General features: G+C 68.9%; 14 protein-coding genes, 3 pseudogenes and 1 riboswitch. Of the genes and pseudogenes, 6 read left to right on the forward strand and 11 right to left on the reverse strand.

Annotated elements, in window-relative coordinates:
- The first annotated feature begins 23 nt into the window (after positions 1–23).
- Both OG485_RS01285 and OG485_RS01290 read left to right on the forward strand, forming a co-directional pair.
- Positions 24–1,560: pseudogene (locus OG485_RS01285) on the forward strand (ISL3 family transposase).
- Positions 1,561–1,722: 162 nt separating this feature from the next.
- The gene (locus OG485_RS01290) at positions 1,723–2,493 is read left to right on the forward strand and encodes a polysaccharide deacetylase family protein (RefSeq protein WP_328663578.1); all 771 of its coding nucleotides are present in this window, start codon (positions 1,723–1,725) and stop codon (positions 2,491–2,493) included.
- Positions 2,494–3,173: 680 nt separating this feature from the next.
- On the opposite strand, the gene OG485_RS01295 is transcribed toward OG485_RS01290, so the two are convergent.
- The 5 genes from OG485_RS01295 to OG485_RS01315 all read right to left on the reverse strand — a co-directional run bounded on the left by OG485_RS01295 (position 3,174) and on the right by OG485_RS01315 (position 6,451).
- Complete coding sequence (locus OG485_RS01295) at positions 3,174–3,923, reverse strand: transposase family protein (RefSeq protein ID WP_328663580.1); 750 nt, start codon at positions 3,921–3,923, stop codon at positions 3,174–3,176.
- A 114-nt stretch (positions 3,924–4,037) separates the two neighbouring features.
- Positions 4,038–5,201, reverse strand: a complete 1,164-nt coding sequence (locus tag OG485_RS01300) for a caspase family protein (protein ID WP_328663582.1) — start codon at positions 5,199–5,201, stop codon at positions 4,038–4,040.
- A complete protein-coding gene (locus OG485_RS01305; RefSeq protein ID WP_443048642.1) occupies positions 5,201–5,749 on the reverse strand; it encodes an effector-associated constant component EACC1 in 549 nt (182 codons plus the stop codon). The genes OG485_RS01300 and OG485_RS01305 overlap by 1 nt, the downstream gene beginning before the upstream one ends.
- 283 nt (positions 5,750–6,032) lie before the next feature.
- Complete coding sequence (locus OG485_RS01310; protein WP_328663586.1) at positions 6,033–6,251, reverse strand: hypothetical protein; 219 nt, start codon at positions 6,249–6,251, stop codon at positions 6,033–6,035.
- Positions 6,248–6,451 (reverse strand): hypothetical protein, encoded by a 204-nt coding sequence (locus OG485_RS01315; protein ID WP_328663588.1) that lies wholly within the window; start codon positions 6,449–6,451, stop codon positions 6,248–6,250. The genes OG485_RS01310 and OG485_RS01315 overlap by 4 nt, the downstream gene beginning before the upstream one ends.
- Positions 6,452–6,828: 377 nt before the next feature.
- Here OG485_RS01315 and OG485_RS01320 point away from each other — a divergent pair, with 377 nt between their 5' ends.
- On the forward strand, positions 6,829–7,470 hold the full coding sequence (locus OG485_RS01320) for a uridine kinase family protein (protein WP_328674184.1): 642 nt from the start codon (positions 6,829–6,831) through the stop codon (positions 7,468–7,470).
- A 230-nt stretch (positions 7,471–7,700) separates the two neighbouring features.
- Here the strand turns inward: OG485_RS01320 and OG485_RS01325 are convergent.
- Positions 7,701–8,914: pseudogene (locus OG485_RS01325) on the reverse strand (RNA-guided endonuclease InsQ/TnpB family protein).
- A gap of 248 nt (positions 8,915–9,162) precedes the next feature.
- Here OG485_RS01325 and OG485_RS01330 point away from each other — a divergent pair.
- Entirely contained in the window at positions 9,163–9,630 is a 468-nt protein-coding gene (locus tag OG485_RS01330; RefSeq protein WP_328663590.1) for a hypothetical protein, read from the forward strand.
- 444 nt (positions 9,631–10,074) lie between these two features.
- Here the strand turns inward: OG485_RS01330 and OG485_RS01335 are convergent, their stop codons facing one another.
- The 4 genes and pseudogenes from OG485_RS01335 to OG485_RS01350 all read right to left on the reverse strand — a co-directional run bounded on the left by OG485_RS01335 (position 10,075) and on the right by OG485_RS01350 (position 14,343).
- Positions 10,075–10,941, reverse strand: coding sequence for a bifunctional 5,10-methylenetetrahydrofolate dehydrogenase/5,10-methenyltetrahydrofolate cyclohydrolase (locus tag OG485_RS01335; protein ID WP_328663592.1), 867 nt, complete (start codon positions 10,939–10,941; stop codon positions 10,075–10,077).
- Between the two features lie 21 nt (positions 10,942–10,962).
- Positions 10,963–11,048: riboswitch (ZMP/ZTP riboswitch) on the reverse strand.
- An 891-nt stretch (positions 11,049–11,939) separates the two neighbouring features.
- Positions 11,940–13,223 (reverse strand): PP2C family protein-serine/threonine phosphatase, encoded by a 1,284-nt coding sequence (locus tag OG485_RS01340; protein WP_328663593.1) that lies wholly within the window; start codon positions 13,221–13,223, stop codon positions 11,940–11,942.
- A 461-nt stretch (positions 13,224–13,684) separates the two neighbouring features.
- A pseudogene (locus tag OG485_RS01345) lies at positions 13,685–13,826 on the reverse strand (thioredoxin-disulfide reductase); the annotation flags it as partial.
- 61 nt (positions 13,827–13,887) lie between these two features.
- A complete protein-coding gene (locus tag OG485_RS01350; protein ID WP_328663595.1) occupies positions 13,888–14,343 on the reverse strand; it encodes an Lrp/AsnC family transcriptional regulator in 456 nt (151 codons plus the stop codon).
- Between the two features lie 111 nt (positions 14,344–14,454).
- On the opposite strand from OG485_RS01350, the gene OG485_RS01355 reads away from it, so the two are divergent.
- Both OG485_RS01355 and OG485_RS01360 read left to right on the forward strand, forming a co-directional pair.
- On the forward strand, positions 14,455–15,072 hold the full coding sequence (locus OG485_RS01355) for a LysE family translocator (protein WP_328663599.1): 618 nt from the start codon (positions 14,455–14,457) through the stop codon (positions 15,070–15,072).
- Between the two features lie 1,172 nt (positions 15,073–16,244).
- Positions 16,245–16,418 carry a zinc-binding dehydrogenase gene (locus OG485_RS01360; RefSeq protein WP_328674209.1) on the forward strand — a complete coding sequence of 58 codons (174 nt, stop codon included), beginning with the start codon at positions 16,245–16,247 and terminating at the stop codon, positions 16,416–16,418.
- Here OG485_RS01360 and OG485_RS43865 read toward each other — a convergent pair.
- Positions 16,408–17,061, reverse strand: a complete 654-nt coding sequence (locus OG485_RS43865) for a carbamoyltransferase C-terminal domain-containing protein (protein WP_443048890.1) — start codon at positions 17,059–17,061, stop codon at positions 16,408–16,410. The genes OG485_RS01360 and OG485_RS43865 overlap by 11 nt on opposite strands.
- Positions 17,062–17,074: the final 13 nt, after the last annotated feature.

The raw sequence follows: 17,074 nt of genomic DNA on the forward strand, positions 1-17,074 counted from the left end.
GTGATCAGCATCGTTGACATCGCATGCGAGACGTCAACTCCCTTGTGGAGACTGTGTTTTCAGGGTTGTCGGCGCTGGTTGTCGAGGACGTGGTGGACGAGGACGAGGTGATCCACGTGTCGGCGCGGACCCGCCAGGAGTCAGTACCGTGCCCGATGTGCGGGACGCCGACTGTGAAAGTGCATGGCTTTCATGGACGTACGGTGGCCGACGTACCGATGGACGGCCGTCGGGTGGTGGTGTCGGTGCAGGTGCGGCGCCTGGTCTGTACTGTGCTGGGCTGCCCTCGGCAGACCTTCCGCGAGCAGGTCCCCGGACTGTTGGAGCGGTACCAGCGCCGCACGACCCGCTTGGCTGGCCAACTCGGCTTCATAGTCAAGGAGTTAGCGGGCCGGGCGGGCGCCCGCCTGTCGCGATGCCTTGCTGTCGCGATCTCCCGCTCGTCCGCACTGCGGATACTGACGCGGCTGCCCCTGCCGCCGCTGCGCGTGCCAAGAGTGCTCGGCGTCGACGACTTCGCTCTGAAGCGGCGCCATCGCTATGCCACCATCCTCATCGACGTCGAGACCGGCGAACGGATCGACGTACTGCCCGACCGCAGCGCTGACACACTCGAGCGATGGCTGCGCGAGCATTCCGGCGTCGAGATCATCTGCCGCGACGGCTCGGGGGCCTACGGCGAGGCGATCCGCCGGGCTTTGCCCGGGCGCGGTGCAGGTCAGCGACCGCTGGCACATCTGGAAGAACCGCTGTGACAAGGCCCTGGCCACCGTCCGTTCCCACAGCTCGTGCTGGGCCACCGCCAACACGCCGCGTCCCGCGGGCGCGCACGAGCAGACCACCCGCGAGCGCTGGCACCAGGTCCACGACCTGCTCCGCAGGGGTGTCGGCCTGCTCGAATGCGCCCGCCGCCTCAACCTGGCCCTCAACACGGTCAAGCGCTACGCGCGGACCCGGGAACCCGAAAACTTGCGCCGAGCCCCTCGCTACCGGCCCACCCTGGTCGACCCCTACCGGGAACATCTTCGCCGGCGCCGTTTGGAAGACCCGGCCGTCCCCGTCAAGCAGTTGTTCCGCGAAATCAAGGAACTGGGTTACACCGGCAGCCTCAATCTCCTCTACCGCTACATCACCCAGGGCCGGGCCGAGGGCCACCGGCCCGTCACCACCCCACAGCGCCTGACCCGCCTTCTACTCACCCGCCCCGGCAGCCTGCGGGACAAGGACGCCGCGCTCCTTGGCGAACTCACTGCCGCCTGCCCCGAGATGACCGCCCTCGCCAAGCTGGTCCGCGAGTTCGCCGCACTCCTGTCCCCGGCCTCAGGCAACAAGACGGCGCTCACGAAGTGGATCACCGACGTGCGTGCCGCCGACCTGCCCTACCTGCACGCCTTCACCAACGGCCTCGAACTCGACCGCGCCGCCGTCGACGCCGGCCTCACCACCCCGCACCACAACGGCCGCACCGAAGGCGTCAATACACGGACCAAGAGAATCATGCGGCAGATGCACGGCCGAGCCGGGTTCCCTCTCCTCCGCCACCGCATCCTCCTCCAGTGATCGCCACGGAGTGCAACCACCGATTACATGACAGAGCCACTCGTTTGACAGTCCCAGCCGAGGTGGCGCCGCAGCTCACTTGAAACGTGCTGCACACACGTGTCCTGCCTCACTGTTGAGGCCGCTGGGCAACGCTTCCGGCGTCGAAATCTTCTCCTTTAGATGAAGATCCTTAAGAGGCGGCCTCACTTACTGATACTCCTGGCCGTGGTGGCGGCCGTGACGGTGATCGCCGTCATGGTCATCCAGGCGAACAAGATGGAGACTCTCTCCCCGCGTGAGGAGCGTGACCGTGCCGCGTCTGGAACAGCCGTACCGTCGGGGCAGGTGGACTGCCGGAAGGTCAAGTGCATAGCGCTCACCTTCGACGGCAACCCGGGCCAACCCACCGACCGGCTGATGGACCTCCTGAAGGAGTACAAGGCGTCGTCGACGTTCTTCCTTGAGGGCCGGCGCATCCATGAGTTCCCGGATGTGGTGCGCCGGATCGCCAAGGAGGGCCACGAGATCGGGGACCACACCTGGACGCATGCAGTGCTGACTGATGTCTCTGATACGCAGATCCGCGACGAGCTGCGCCGCACGGCACGCGCCATCTCCCGTATCACCGGCAGCGAGCCGACCCTGATGCGCCCACCCCAGGGCCGCACCGACAACCGCGTCTCCAAGGTCTCGAAAGAATTGGGGATGGCTCAGGTGCTGTGGACGGTGACCGCGAAGGACTACGAAACGAACGACACTACGCTGATCACCAAGCGCGTGCTCGCGGGCGCCGGCCGCGACGGGATCGTCCTGCTCCACCCGCTGCACAAGGGCACCGTGCCGGCCATGCCTTCCATTCTGAAGACGCTCAGCAAGCAGGGCTACACCTTCGTGACCGTCTCTCAGCTGCTCGCTCCGGCCAAGGCCGAGCCCGGCAAGATCTACAAGTGACTGACTGACGTGCGAAGCGTCCACCACCGGGAGACTTCAGTGCGGGTTGGGACGAGCAGGGCCCGCCGTAGTGCGGTGGCGTGACGGGCGCGGACCAGAGCCCGGTGAGCACGCGCCAGTTCTTGAAGTCAGCGAAGCCGTACTCGTTCGCCGGCCACGAGCTTGTTCGCCTCCTTCTGCGCGCGGCCAGCCGTCGGCCGCAAGCGGATCGGCTGTTGTCCGTGGGAGCGCGTGCTCATGGACTCTCAGACTTAAGCGGGCGCTCCAGGCCAGGCTGACTTCTGTCTATGGCTCCCGGCACTACACGCGGCGCGAACCGGGCAGACCGCACCGTCTGTTCAATTCGCAAGAGTGCGGAATCGGCCGTGCTCAGCCGTTCGGGATCCGACCTGGTCCGATCACGGGAAGACTCAGCCCCATAGGCAGTCTCGCGGAGCCGGGGGTGTGTAACTGTGGCCAAGAGTCGCAAGGGGTACTATCGAGCAGGGCACCACGTGAAGCCTTCCTCCCCCGCCAGCCGGTGGAAGAAGCCGTCCATGACCCTTGTCCTGGTGGTTGCTGTGCTGGTCATCGCGGGATGGAACACACTGTTCGGAAATGACTCCGACGGTTCCACTAACACACCCCGCCCCAACCCCTCCGGTGCTTCGGCATCTGCGGATCTTGGTCAGTGAGGTCTTTCAGCGTTGCCGCTCCAGGGTGAGGATGGCTGCGGCGATTGACGTCATTCGATTCGGGCTGCATCGGGATCGGCGGAAGATGCGCCAGGACTTCAGGCGTGCGATGCCGCGCTCGACCAGGGCCCGCGCCCTCGACAGCGCGCGGTTGACGGTCTGTTGGGTGAGCGTCAGTTCGCCTCCCGCAGGCCGTCTGGCCGGTGTGGTCACCCACGCGCCGGCACCGATGTAGGCGCGATCGGCGAGGATCGGCACTCCTTGGCGCTCGCAGATCCTGATGATCCGGTGGGCGCGGGCCGCGGTCAGGTCGTGGCAGCGCCCCGGCAGGGCCGGAGACAGCCACAGCACCTCGCCATGGAGGTCGGTGACCACCTGCACGTTCACCCCGTGCCGACGGTGCTTGGCCGAGTAGTCGGCCCGGCCGTCACCGAGGCGGTCGCACTCGGCCAGGGTGCCGTCCAGCAGGACGAACTCGGGGTCCGTCTCCCGCAGAGCACACAACAGGCCCGGGGCACGGGCGGCCAGCAGCTCGATGACCGCGCTGGTGTAGGCGTGCGCGGTGCCGACCGAGATGCCGAACCCGGCAGCGATCTGTGCGAGGGGCTCGTGCTTGCGCAGGTACACCAGAGCGACCAGGGCACGCTGGTGCGGTGGGAGCTTGCATCGGCGGTCACCCTCGCGGGTGACGATGAGCATGGTGACCCACTCGATGAGCGCATGGGGCAGGTCGAGTGCGGCAGGATGAGGGACCAACAGGGCTCCTCCGCCCATGGGTTGAGACTTCGAACACCTCCCTCAACGGCACGGGAGCCTTGTGCGTTGTGGCCAAGGTCGCTGTCACCCGATCGGTGCCCTCACTGAAAGACCTCAGTGAGTCCCGCCGCGTCGGAAGACTGAGAAGGGCCGCCGCCTCTTCCCCTTCCCGGGCCCGCTTGTGATGCTGGGAGGAGCTGCGGAGTCCTGCGGTTCGGCCGTGGCGGCCTGCTCTGAACGCAGCCGCTGCCAGACGTCCTGCCAGAGCAAGACCTGCTCGTCTGTAAGGCCGCAGGCCGAGAGGTAGGCGGACGTCGTGGCAAAGGTAGTGGGAAGGGCGGAGGCGTTGACCAGCCGGCCGACTGTGCTGGCCGAGGAAATGCGTCCCTCAGAGCGCTGGATAACTGCCTGCTGCGTCAGTCCGCTGACCTCGCGGACGGCCGCCAGGCTTGTGAAGTACCCGGTGACGGTACAGATCGAGCGTGGATCGGGCCACGGTCGCGAAGGAGCCGGCACGTCGGCTATCGCGGTCACGGGTGAGGCGGGCAGATCCGCACGGTTGCGCCCGAGGGCCACCTGAGCGCCGCTATTACGGTCTCTCGCCTGCGGAACGGGGTGCCCGCGGGCCTCCAGCGTCCGGCGCAAGTGCCGGTAGACGGCTCCGAGATCGAGCAGCGCTGGACCGCCAGGTATACCGAGGCGCAGTGTGTCGAGCAGGGCGCCGGTGAAGGCGGTGTGGGTGTCGCCGACGGGGGCCAGAGCGGTGCGGGTCTCGGCGGCGGCCGCCAGGAGGAAGCTGCCCTCCACCGCGGCTTGGTCGGCGAGTCCGGGTGCGGCGTTCATCCGCCCTAGAGCCCGGCCGCTGTAGCAGCAGTCCAGGATCACGACATGGCGCTCGGCCCGAGATTCCTCCAGCAGAACGCGGCGTAGCCAGTCGTAGGGCAGGACGGTTTCGATCCGGCCGGCCTGCGTGTGGGGCAGGGCCAGGCCGAGTTCGTCCTGCCCGTCGACCAGGCCGTGGCCAGCGAAGTAGACGATCAGTGTGTCGGTGGCGTCATGGGCTGCTTGGCGCACCGCGTCCATCACCGCGGACGCAGTCTCCGCGTTCTCGACGACACTCGCGTGCTGCGGCGACAGGTGCAGGGACAGCGGGCCGCACAGGAGCTCGGCCAGGGCCTTGAGGTTGTTGGAGACGGCAGGCAGCTGCTCGAGGTGCTGGTAGCGGCTTGTTCCCACCAGGACTGCACGCGATGCACCCGGGTCGGGCAGGACACTCATCACTCAGCGGCTCCGTCGGCCTGCGCCGCTTCAAGCGCTCGGGTCGCCCGCTCGATCTCTTCCTCGGAACAGTCGGTAAGGACGATGACCGTGCCGGCGCGGCGGATCTCCACGCGGGGGCGTTGTGGCTGGGTCCGGCGCCATGCCACCACGGCCATCACGAAGGAGGCCGCGCTCCACCCGTTGCCTGTCACCAGCTCAAGCACGTCAAGCGCCGTGCCCATCTCCCCCGGCCGCGGGACGCTGCCGTGCAGCTCAACCACAGCGGACCTGCGCGCTTCGGGATCCGACCTCAACCAACTCTGCAGCGAACGTAGTTCCCGCTCAGCGGACTCGACCCGCACCTCTAACCGCACCCCAGACCTCCCCGACTCCCCACGCCCCATCCGGACGACACTGCAGACCTGTCCACCTGCGGGCCCAGAGAATCCAACCCTGCCCACCGACGACCGTCGGACGTCACGTCTACACAGGCGGGCGGGACGTACAGTGCTGAGTGGCCAAGGCGATGCCCGCAACGTGTTGGGCCACTGTGATCCGGAGGGCATCTGGAGGGAGCTACCGGGTCAGCAGCGTGGCCGGGTGCGTGGTTTGGTCTGCACCTGCGGCAACAGTGCAGACGCCGACGCCGATGCCGATGCCGAACAGTCCCGGGTGACAGCAGATCAAGAAGTCCCGGCCGCACTGAAATAGACGGCGGCGCTGGCGGGGAAACTGCTGCCTGATCGTGCCATCCGGGGCCCCGGGCCCCGGATTTGTCTTTCGGAAGGGCCGCCCATGACGGACGGCCCTTCCGCGTTACCGGACATCCTGTGCGGGGCGCGCCGTGTGTCACGCACCGGGCACGTCGCGCAGCAGTTGGCGGAGGGCCAGGCGGTGGGCGAGGCGGGGTGCTGCGTAGGCGGTGACGACGGGGACGGCCACGGCGACGGACGGGGTGAGCGGGCCTATCCAGCAGGACATCAGCAGCATGCTGCTGGTCAGAACGGCGAGGGTGAGTGTGAGGGCCGGGTCGTGGTCGCGGTGCACAGGGTCTGCTTGTCTGCTCATGCTCGGCGCAGGCATCCGGACGGTACCTGGCCTCCGGGTACGACCCGCCGCAGGCTTCCGCCGCCGCACTCGTGGTACTGCGACGAGTCCCGGCCGACGGTGACGATGCACGACCGCACCCGCTCGCCCCGGCGCAGGTAGCGCACGATCGGCGAACGTGTCGTCGCGACCGGTCCCTCGTTCCACGCCTGCTTGCGCACGGCCACCTTCTGGACGGCCGGCCATGTCGATGTGCACGGTGCGAAAGCGGCAGCGGTCGGCGCAGCAGCGGACAGGGTGGTCGCGAGGAGGGCGGTGACGGCGGCCGCCGTGGTGAGCAGACGTCGGTCAGGTGCATAACTACTCGTTCCCGCGCGTTGACGTCACGCCCGCGCCCAAGGGCCGTTACGCCGCGCTGAAGGTCCGCGGCATCGCCGAGACCGGTGCGCAGCTCGACCGAAGGTCGCGGCCCCGGGTCTCCGCTGAACCGGGCCGCGTTTCCCTGCTTGCCATAGGCGATCACGCCGCCGTACATTCCCTGCACCCGGCTTGTCCGGCCGCTTCGTCTATCCCCTTTGAGCACATGAGGAGCGCCCGTATGACGGGTGTACTGGCGGTCGCAGGCGGCACCGCATCCGGCAAGTCCACCCTTGCCGAAGCCCTGTCGCTACAGTGTCCCGAGAGCGTGGCGCTGGTCCATCTGGACGACTACTACGTGCCCGCGCACGACCCCCTGATGGGTGTGTGGACGGTCAGTGCCGACGGGCACGCCGTCCTCGACTGGAACCATCCGGGGTCGATCGACGAGACAGCGGTGGCACACGCCATCGACGCGGCGCTGCTGCGCCCCGGCGTGCTGCTGGTGGTGGTCGAGGGCCTGTTCGCGCTGTCACTGCCGTCCGTGGTCCGGCGGGCGGCGTGGCGGGTGTACGTCGACACCCCCGACGACATACGCCTGGCCCGCAAGATCCTCCGGAAGATCGAGGTGCAGCGGCAGGACCCCCGGCTGTCCCTGCGCAACTATCTGCAGACCGGCAGGGACCGCCACGCAGCCCATGTCGCGCCCTCCCGGGCAGCGGCCGATCTGGTCGTGGACGGGACCGCGAGCGAGGCGGAGATGCTGGCGGCCGTCATGCCGCTGATCGGGCCGGCCCTCGCGCCGCCGTCCGCGGCGCCCTCGTGGGCACGGGGGGTGTGCGGTGTGACCCGTACCCCCGGGGTCCCGGTGTTCGCGCTGTGACGTGTCCCGGGGACACCGGCCCCGGCGAGGGACGCCGCGTGATCATCCTTGCGGCAACACAGCCCAACCCCCGGCGAGCTCTCAGATGGATCACGACCGATCCAGTTCACCTGCAGCCAGGCGAACTGCAGCGGCGACATAGCCCCGGCAGAGGGCGAGCCGATACCGGACGCGCCCCGGTCACAGGACTCCCGGTGACTCCTCCCCCGGCTGAAGCCGGAGGCTTCTCGTTACGCCGGGTTGGCGTTGCGACGGACCAGCCCGGCCCGTAGAACGTTGAGTGCTCCCACTGTGTCGGCGTGCGCTATATGTCCGCAGGCGACGCAGTGGAACTTCTCCTGTGTGGGCCGGTTCTCCTTGGCGGTGTGCCCGCAGTGGGGGCAGGTGCGGGAGGTGTCGCGGGGGTCCACGGCGATCACTTCCCGTCCGGCGCTTTCAGCCTTGGCGTGCAGAATCGTCAAGAACACCCCCCATCCGGCATCGTTGATCGACTTGTTGAGCCCGGCTTTGGCGGCCGCCCCGTTGGGCAGGAAGGTGCCCGGCCGGTCGGGGTCGGGCTTCGGGGCGGGGGCCTTGCTCATGTTGCGGATCTTGAGGTCTTCGTGCGCGATGACGTCGTATGCGCGGACCAGGTCGAGCGCGGTCTTGTGTGCGTGGTCGAGGCGCTGGCGGCGCACCTTGCCGTGGAGCTGGGCGACCTTGTCCACCGCGCGCCGGTGGTTGCCGGTGCGGTTCCCGGCCTTGCAGCGGGGGAACCGGGACAGGGCCTGCTGCGCAGCTTCGAGCTTGGCGGCCGCGCGGCGGCCGTGGCGCGGGTTGGCCACGAAGGCGCCGTTCGAGTCGGCGAGGAAGTTCGCGATGCCCAGGTCGATCCCGACCACGCTGCCGGTCGCGGGCAGTGGCTCCGGCTGGTCTTGTTCGACGCTGAGCACGACGAACCACTTACGGCCCTCACGCTTGACCGAGACGGTCTTGACCCTGCCGGGCACCGGGCGGTGCTGGTTGACCTTGACGTGGCCGATGCCCTGGAGGCGGACGCGGGTGACCGGGTCATGCGGAGTGGAGTTCCACCGGCAGCCGTCCCCGTCCTTCGGAAAGTCCACCGTGTCGAACCAGTTCACCCCGCGAAAACGCGGGTACCCCGGGATCTCTCCGGACTTGACCCGCCGGAAGAACGCCTGCATCGCCTTGTCCAGGCGGCGCAACGTCGCCTGCTGCGAGCTGAACGACCAGCGGCCCTGACGTTCAGGGTCGAACGCCGGATCTCCTTGAGCTGCGCGGACTGCATCCCGTACTTGACGGTGCTCTTCGAGACGTGCCGCCAGGCGTCACGGCGTTCCTGTAAGGCCCCGTTGTAGAGAGAGCAGTGATCGCGCAGCATCTCGGCGAGCGCCTGGGCCTGACGGACGGTGGGCCGCAGCAGGAACTTGTACGCACGGATCATCCAGCCCACCCCCTCCGGTCAGGCTGACTTGATCCTACTGTCTTGGCGTTTGTCACCACATCGGGAACCAGAAGCGCCCGGCATGACCGTCACCACACAAGCGCAGTGATCTCCGGCGCTTCGCGCCTCCAGACCGAGGATCGCATTCCCGTCCGACCTGAAGGCCGGGATTCCCTGCGAGAACAAGGGATGGCACGGGCCTACGATCTCGGGGATGGCCGGCCGTGTGTGATGTCGAGGGGGCGCTCATGGCAGAGCTTGTGCGGCAGCAGGATGTGGATGCCTACGTGGGCTTTCACGCCTTCGGGTTGCAGGAGTCCGGCGACGCGGATCTGCCGGTCCCCTTCCCGGACGACTTCAACCGGCGTGCGTTCCTCAGCACTCACCCGGGACGTCTGGACATCACCAGCGGTGGCCATACCCATACCGCCGTGGTCGGCGTCGAAGTGTGGGACGGGCCTCCGCCCCAGCAGGAACGGGCCGACTGGGATGAGGTGGCCGAGGCCGACTTCGAGTCGGCCAGTGGTCAGGTAGCCGTGTGGTCCATGCACACGGGCCGGATGGACGACCTGATCACGCTGGCGGATTCGGGCGGTTCGTGGCGCGTCCGGGTCCACTGTGCGGGCCGGGCCGAGGCCGCAGCCCTGTCGGAAGGCGAGGGCACCGGCCACGGTGTGGAGCGCTACCTCGTGCAGTTCTGGCCCGCCGAATCGTGAACCGGCTGCAGCGGGAGCGGCCGGTGCCAGGGTCGCTCCCGCCGCAGCGCAGGTCAGGTCAGGTCAGGTCAGGTCAGGTCAGGTGGCGATCTTCACGATGAAGCCGTCATCCATTCCGTCGATGATGCGGTTCTTGGCGTAGAAGCTCTTCAGGATGTTGCCGCCCCGTCTGGTTGTCGTCGCCCGGGATCGGCTTCGCGGAGAAGTTGAACTCTCTTGCCTCCGGGTCGTAGTAGTGCTCAGCAGCCCCTGCCCGCACCGGGCACGAGCCGAGGCACCCGCCTAGGCCGGCTGACACTCGGCGGATCCGCGTCCTCGGCGGCTCACCGCCCTCACGGGTGGCGAGCCGCTGTCAGAACGAACTGTCAGCCAGCCCGATTACGAGGTCTTCCATTCCGAGCGGGACCCTTCTGGCCTGGTGCCAAGGGGCTGCTGGTCAGGAGGTCATCGGTGCTGGATTCCGAGCTGGTTCGCGGCGGCGTCCACGGTCTGCGCCAGCAGGACGGCGATGGTCATCGGCCCGACGCCGCCGGGCACCGGAGTGATCAGACAGGCGCGGGTGCGGGCGGTGTCGAAGTCCACGTCGCCGACGTTGCCCGGGTTGTATCCGGCGTCGATCACCACCGCGCCGGGCTTGATGTCCTCACCCCGGATCAACCGGGGCCGTCCCACGGCCGCTACCACGACGTCTGCTTCCCGGACGATCGCCGACAGGTCCGCTGTGCGGGAGTGGCAGTACGTCACCGTTGCGTTCTTGGCGAGCAGGAGCATCCCGGCCGGCTTGCCAAGAATCGGGCTGCGGCCCACCACGACGGCGTGCTTGCCGGCGAGGTCGACGTCGTACGCCTCCAGCAGTCGCATGATTCCGCCTGGAGTGCAGGACATAAAGCCCGGCAGCGCGAAGCTCATCGCGGCGAACGAATGCATGGTGACCCCGTCGACATCCTTCTCCGGGGCGATGGCCTCGAACGCCGCTCGCTCGTCGATGTGTGGGCCGCAAGGGTGCTGGAGCAGGATGCCGTGCACGTCCGGATCGCCGGACAGGCCGGCGAGGGTGTCGATCAGTTCGGCGGTCGTGGTGGTGGCGGGCAAAGCGATGTGCCGGGACTGGATGCCCGCCTTCGCGCACCGCGCCCGTTTCATGCGGACGTAGGTGGCCGACGCGGGGTCCTCCCCCACCAGCACCGTCGCGAGACAGGGGCTGGTTCCCCCACGCCGTGAGATCTCTGCCGCCTTGACAGCAGCCTCTTCGATGATGCGTTCGGCGAGGTTGGTGCCGTCCATGAGCTGGGCCGTCCGAGTCGCGGACATCGTTGCCTCCAGGCGTTGCTGACCACTCGCCCAGGCGCACGGCAACGACGTCTCGTCAGACCGCTCCCCGGTGGTGCTCCACCTCAGCGCCAGTCACGGCCCACGCCACACTGTAGTAGACGCAGCATGCTCACACCGGTCAGCGTTCTCTTCCCAGTTGGGGAGCGACTCGCCACGGTCCGTCCCCTTTCCGGACCGACGTCCATTCTCGTCAGCGTTCCCGTGCCGCTTGCGCTCGACGATGGCCACTTGACATCCTCCCCCTCTTAAACGAGGGGGATTCCAACCCGGCTGGGTTGGGGTTCACGGACGCTCGACCGCTGTTCGGGCGGTGTCGTCCCTCCGGCACCGGCTGAGCGCCGGGGGCGGGGAATCCCGCCCTGTCCTGCCGCGACGTTGACTGCTGCGTTCTCATCGGCGTTGCACCCCCACCACCCGGTACCCCCACAGCACCCGGGCCCCCACAGACCGCGCCCGCGCACATCCTGCCCAGCCTCGCCATCCCCTCCGTCCTCGCCTCCGTCGACCTCACCGAAACCAGAGGAGCCACCGTCCTCACCGAACTACAAACCCCCCACCCCACCCCCTAACCACCAACCCCACCAGCACCAGCACCAGCACCCCGCGCCGAAACACACCACCAACTCCCCCACCAGCAGCTCCCCCACCCCGCGCACCGACCAGCCCCCCGACAGCACGCCAGCACGGCGTCAAGGCCGCACCAGCAGAGCACCACAAGGGGAACCGGGGCACCCGTTCGCATGCACCACTCCCAGCCCGCCGGGGCGTCCATGCCGCGCGCAAGCAACACGGCATCCTGGGCACCGACCACGAAACCCAGCACACCCCCTCCCCGGGCCGACAGCCCACCGAGAGGTGAGGACCCGGTCGCGGTCGACGTGGTCCAAAGACGCAAGGAGCGCAGCGCGCTGCGCCGGGACGGCCTCGCTCCGTGGCGGGATGCGCAACCTGTGGCGCGTCCGCTGGTGGCGCGCGGGTCATAGTCGGATGACGATCAGGGCGACGTCGTCGCGGGCGCCGCTGCTGACGCCGAGGTCCGCGAGCAGGGCGTCGGCAAGGCGTTCGGGTTCCTGGCGGGCATGGCGGGCGAGCGCGTCGGTGAGGCGTTGCAGGCTGGCGTCGATGTCCTCGCCGCGGCGTTCGATGAGGCCGTCGGTGTAGAGGACGAAGGTGTCGCCGCGGGTGTAGGGCAGGTCAGCCTGGGGGTGGGGGACGTGTTTGGTGCGGGCTCCCAGCGGAGGGTCGGTGGCCCGGTCGAGAAGGTCGAAGGTGCCGTCCGGGTGGACCAGGATGGGGGGCGGGTGGCCGGCGCTGCTGTACATGATGCGGCGAGCGCGGGTGTCGACGACGGCTTGGACGACAGTGGTGGCCAGCGCACCCCCCACGTCGCGTGCGTACAGGCCCAGGACGTCCAGGGCCCTCGCGGGCCGTTCGACGGCCCGGACGACCACGGACAACGCGCTGCGGAGCATGCCCATGACGGCGGCGGCCTCCAGGCCGTGGCCGACGACGTCGCCGACCGCCACGGCGAATCTGTCCTCCGGCAGGTCGACCACGTCGTACCAGTCGCCGCACACGTTCAGCGACCCGGCGGCGGGCAGGTAGCGCACCGCGGTGTCCCGGTGCCGGGCCAGATGTGGCGAGTGGAGCATGGCCTCCTGCAAGGTGAGAGCGACCTGGCGTTCCCGGGCGTGGGCTTGGCGCAGTTCCTCGTTCAGTCGTTTGAGCTCAAGCGCCCGTGCGTACAGTTCGACCTCCCGCGCCTCCACGTCGCTGAGCGCACCGCCTTCTCGCAGGCGGGGGTGGGAACGGATGAACGAGGTCACGTCCTCCCCCCGGTGGAGGATCCACTCCACCTGCCCGTCCGGCCCGAGCACCGGGGTGTTGATCGCGGACCACCACCGCTCCACGAACACGCCGGGCCGGTCGGCCACGGGAATGTCGTACTTCATCGGCGCCATCGTGTCCGGCTCTTTCGAGCGCAGGACCCGGTGCAGGGAGGCGTGCAGATTCCGCACGCCGCCGGCATCCGGGTCCGCCGGGTTGTCAGGGAAGGCATCGAAGAGGTACCGCCCGAGCAGATCCTCCCGGGTACGGCCGGTCACCCGGCAGGCCGCCTCATTGATGTCGGCGAGCACCAGATCCGGGCCGAGCACCATGCAGGGGCTGGGGGTGACAGCGAACAGCGCCTGGTAATCGATCGCCGGCCTCACCGCACGGTGCGGCCGTGCATCCTCAGCAGGGCTGCTCTCGTCTCCCATCCTTACGTTCTACCGTTCGCCGACGCCCCCGGCACCTGCGCACATCGCCTGTCCTCGAATCACGACGAGCGACCGGGGGCGCGACATCACCGGCAAGGTCACCGCCAAGAAGACCGGCTACACCAGCGGCACCGCCAACGCCCAAGGCGGTCCGCATCAGCTGACCCGGTCCGCCCTCCCTTGAGGCGCCCATGCGATGGCAGGACCTCACGCACGTTTCACGCCGGCGGCAGGAATCTGCCCGCCGTGGACCACGCGCCAGACCGAGCCGGTGTGACCACACTTTCGGTACGCCGGACCGCTCTGGGTTCGCGCGATCGCGTCGACACACAAAACGAGGACGTCACCGCGGTGTACGTAGCGGTCGACCGGCTGTTCGGCTTGGCCACCGGGCAGTCGTTCCACGCCGGCCGCTGTACCGCGACCACCCGTCCCGTCACCCTGTACTTCGTCGCACACACTGCCTCGGCTCCGGTGCCAGCTGCGGTGATCGCCTGTCGGTAGGTCCGGTAAGACGATGTCGCCCGCTCCGAAGACTCCAGGGATGTTCATGCGGGTCGACGGCGAGGAGACCTGGAGGTGGTCGGATTCGTCCAGGTCGAGAGTGCAACAGTTGTGGCGCCATCGCTGGATCGAGCGATTCAGCGCAGCAGCTCGTTGATGGCTAATTCCCGGGCAGGGGCCGGTCGTCGATGACGTTCTTCATGACGAGGGTGGAGGTCAGGCGCTGGACTCCGGGTAGGCGGGCAAGTTGCTGGTCGTAGAGCTGCTGGAACGCGGCCAGGTCAGCGGTCGCGACTCGCAGGAGGTAGTCGGGTTCGCCGAACAGGCGTTGCGCCTGCAGCACGTTGGGGACGGCGGCCACAGCCTCTTCGAAGGCGGCGACGGTGTCGGGGGTCTCCCAGCGCAGGGTGGCGAAGACGAGGGCCTCGAAGTTCAGGCCGACGGCCGCCGGATCCACGACCGCCCGGTAGCCGCGGATCGCACCCTCGCGTTCGAGGTCGCGCAGTCGGCGGTGGCAGGGCGAAACGCTGAGCTGCACGCGCGCGGCCAGCTCAGTGATCGTCAGGCGGCCGTCGAGCTGCAGCTCGGCAAGAATCTTCCGATCCATGGCATCCATGAAGAAGATTCTCCCTCACATAGCCCGCTCATGGGGTAAAGACGCAAACACTTTCGGGCATATCGGGCCTAGCCTTCCCTCCATAGCAAGCCATGTGAGAGGGAACGATCGATGAATACGACGACGCTGGCGGCCTTCCTGGCTGTGGACCTGCTGCTGGTGTTCACTCCGGGCGCGGACTGGGCCTATGCGATTTCCGCCGGGCTGCGAGGACGCTCGGTCGTCCCGGCCGTAACAGGGCTGATCGCCGGACACGCGGCCTATGCGCTAGTGGCCGTCGCGGGCCTGGCAATGATCGTGGCGAGTTCCCCGGCCGCGCTCACCGCCCTGACCATGGCGGGGGCCGGGTACCTGCTGTGGCTGGGCTGGGGCGTCCTGCGGCAGCCGTCCGTTCCGGCAGCCGCAGGCGAGAGCGCGGACGCCTCCCGGTTGCGGGCACTGCTCAAGGGGGCCGGGATCAGCGGCCTGAACCCGAAGGCGTTGCTGCTGTACTTCTCGCTGTTCCCGCAGTTCATCGACCCTGCCACCGGCTGGCCGGTGGCCGCGCAGACCGGGCTGCTCAGCACGGTGCACCTGACGGCGTGCGCCGTCGTCTACCTCGCCGTCGGCGTCCTGGCCCGTACGGTCTTGAGTACCCGGCCCTCGGCCGCCCGGGACGTCACCCGCATCAGCGGTGCCATGATGATCGCCATCGGCGCCTTCCTGCTGGTGGAACGCCTGGCCGGCTGAGGAACCCGCTCCGCCCGACACGGACCTGGCCGGCGCTGCGTGCGTTGGCATTGGCGAGGTCGGCCAGGAAGGATGCCCGTATGGCTCCGGGGCCGCCGGCGTGAGGCGTGGCGGGTTCACGGGCGGCGATGTGGAGGGTGTCGAGCAGATCGCGGTGACGGTAGGGGAAGCCCGGTCGACTCCGCTCCGGCCGCCACTTCCATCCCGGACGCGCTTCGAGTTCCCCTACCCAGGTAGCCGGGGCCTTTCCCTGCTGATCGTCGGCGCGGAGGGCGGCGACTTTGGCCCCGAGCGCGTACCCGTCCTCAATGTGTCCGTACGGGGCGCGGGCATGGCCGGTTCGGGCGACGACCGAAGTCAGGGCTTCGGTGAACACATGCCAGCGGAACGCGCTCCAGTCCCACACCCACCCTGGGACCGCGTCGAGTAGCTGGATCTGCACTTGGGGGAATTCCGGCGCGGTACAGGCGCCGCCGTTCCATGACCCACCCGCCCAACGCGCAGTCGCCCTCCCCATGGATGCCGGCGGGACGGCCGTGCCCTTCCCTCCCGGCGAATGTACGAAGGACCTGCAGCACTCCTCGAATCGCGGGGCGGGCTGGTCCACTGCCACGCCGGCCGTTCCACAATCCGCCGGGACCCCGACCTCGTTCAGGAGCGTGGGCAGTTGGTCGGGGCGGAACGGCTGGCCGGCCCGGGAAGAGCCGTGGGGATGCCGGGGTGGTGGCGGTGTTCATGTTGTGGCGGTTCGCGATGTGCTCCAGCAGCAGGGCAGCGACCGGTGCCGGAACGGACGAGGCTGGATCCCCGAGCCGCAGCACCACGGTGTCGCCATCGCGGATCACGTCGTCGACGCTGAGCCGGACGATGCGGCTCACGGACTGCGTGTAGAGGAGCACGATGCCTCCTGCGACACGGAGACGCAGGGAACAGGCGCGGCGGTACGGGGCGGAGACCGTCATCGACCCGGGCAACGGCGACCCGGTCGAGGCCGTCCGCGCGGCGACCGCGGGCTAGGGCTGCCACGTGGTCGTTGACACGGTCGGGAACGAGTACACCCCCTGGACAGGCGGTGCGGATGGCGCGGACCCGGGGCCGGGTCGTCCTCGTCGGTCTACACGGGAAGGCCCGCCACCCTGGACGTACTGGACATCGTCGTACGCGAGACCGAGATCCGCGGCTCCGTCGGCGCCAGCCTTGCCGATGCCCACACCGTCATGAAAATGGCTGCGGCGGGCGTCCTCCGTGGCTGCGTAGAAACCGAGTACCCCCTGGAGCAGGTCAACGAGGCCCTTGCCCGGCTCGCCGCCGGCAAGGTCACAGGGCGTCTGGTGATCATCCCCTGACACGAGCCGCCCCGGCGGCCCGGTACATGAGTACCAGTTCAGCGTCAGGGCCGGCTCGACGACAGCGGTGGGCGTGGCCGGAGCGGACGGGCGAGGCCGGCAGGCTGAACGGGCTGGGCGCGTCGAGGTCGAACCAGGTGGCGGCATGGTCGGAGAATGCGGCCGGGGCGAATGGCCGGAACGGCTCGCGGTGCTTGATCCCGTGCTTGAGGGCGTCGGCGCCGACGGGGGTGCGGAGACCGGCGAGGACGCTGCGGGCACCCAGTGCGCGGGGCCCGAGTTCGCTGCCGCCCTGGAACCATCCGATGATCTTCCCGTCGGCGATGATCTGGGCGGCTGTCCGGGCGATGTCGCTCTCGCGGCGCCATGTGTACGGCGTGCGGCGCCGTTCGGCGAGGCCGGAGCGGGGGTCCCGGTTCAGGGCTTGCCGGATCTCCTCGTCGGTGCGGTCGCGGCCGAAGCAGTCGCTGGACAGGGCCCGCCCGGGCAGGTCGCCGGTGGGACCGTGCCAGGCGTACAGGGCGCAGCCGAGGACCTGGCCGCGGTCGCCGGCGGCGGGTGGGGCGAAGCAGCCGACGGTCTTGGCCTCGCGGCGGTGCAGTTGACGTCCGCGCGCCCGGCCTCCGAGGCGCGGCGCCGACAGGTCCGGCCCGGCC

The organism is Streptomyces sp. NBC_00328 (assembly GCF_036139655.1).
GTDB lineage: Bacteria > Actinomycetota > Actinomycetes > Streptomycetales > Streptomycetaceae > Streptomyces.

What these genes read in the sequence shown, in the direction of transcription:
- OG485_RS01290 (WP_328663578.1), top strand. Translation starts at nt 1,723, where the DNA reads ATGAAGATCCTTAAGAGGCGGCCTCACTTACTGATACTCCTGGCCGTG.
- OG485_RS01300 (WP_328663582.1), bottom strand. Translation starts at nt 5,201, where the DNA reads ATGAGTGTCCTGCCCGACCCGGGTGCATCGCGTGCAGTCCTGGTGGGA.
- OG485_RS01305 (WP_443048642.1), bottom strand. Translation starts at nt 5,749, where the DNA reads ATGCCCTCCGGATCACAGTGGCCCAACACGTTGCGGGCATCGCCTTGG.
- OG485_RS01310 (WP_328663586.1), bottom strand. Translation starts at nt 6,251, where the DNA reads ATGAGCAGACAAGCAGACCCTGTGCACCGCGACCACGACCCGGCCCTC.
- OG485_RS01320 (WP_328674184.1), top strand. Translation starts at nt 6,829, where the DNA reads ATGACGGGTGTACTGGCGGTCGCAGGCGGCACCGCATCCGGCAAGTCC.
- OG485_RS01330 (WP_328663590.1), top strand. Translation starts at nt 9,163, where the DNA reads ATGGCAGAGCTTGTGCGGCAGCAGGATGTGGATGCCTACGTGGGCTTT.
- OG485_RS01335 (WP_328663592.1), bottom strand. Translation starts at nt 10,941, where the DNA reads ATGTCCGCGACTCGGACGGCCCAGCTCATGGACGGCACCAACCTCGCC.
- OG485_RS01340 (WP_328663593.1), bottom strand. Translation starts at nt 13,223, where the DNA reads ATGGGAGACGAGAGCAGCCCTGCTGAGGATGCACGGCCGCACCGTGCG.
- OG485_RS01350 (WP_328663595.1), bottom strand. Translation starts at nt 14,343, where the DNA reads ATGGATGCCATGGATCGGAAGATTCTTGCCGAGCTGCAGCTCGACGGC.
- OG485_RS01355 (WP_328663599.1), top strand. Translation starts at nt 14,455, where the DNA reads ATGAATACGACGACGCTGGCGGCCTTCCTGGCTGTGGACCTGCTGCTG.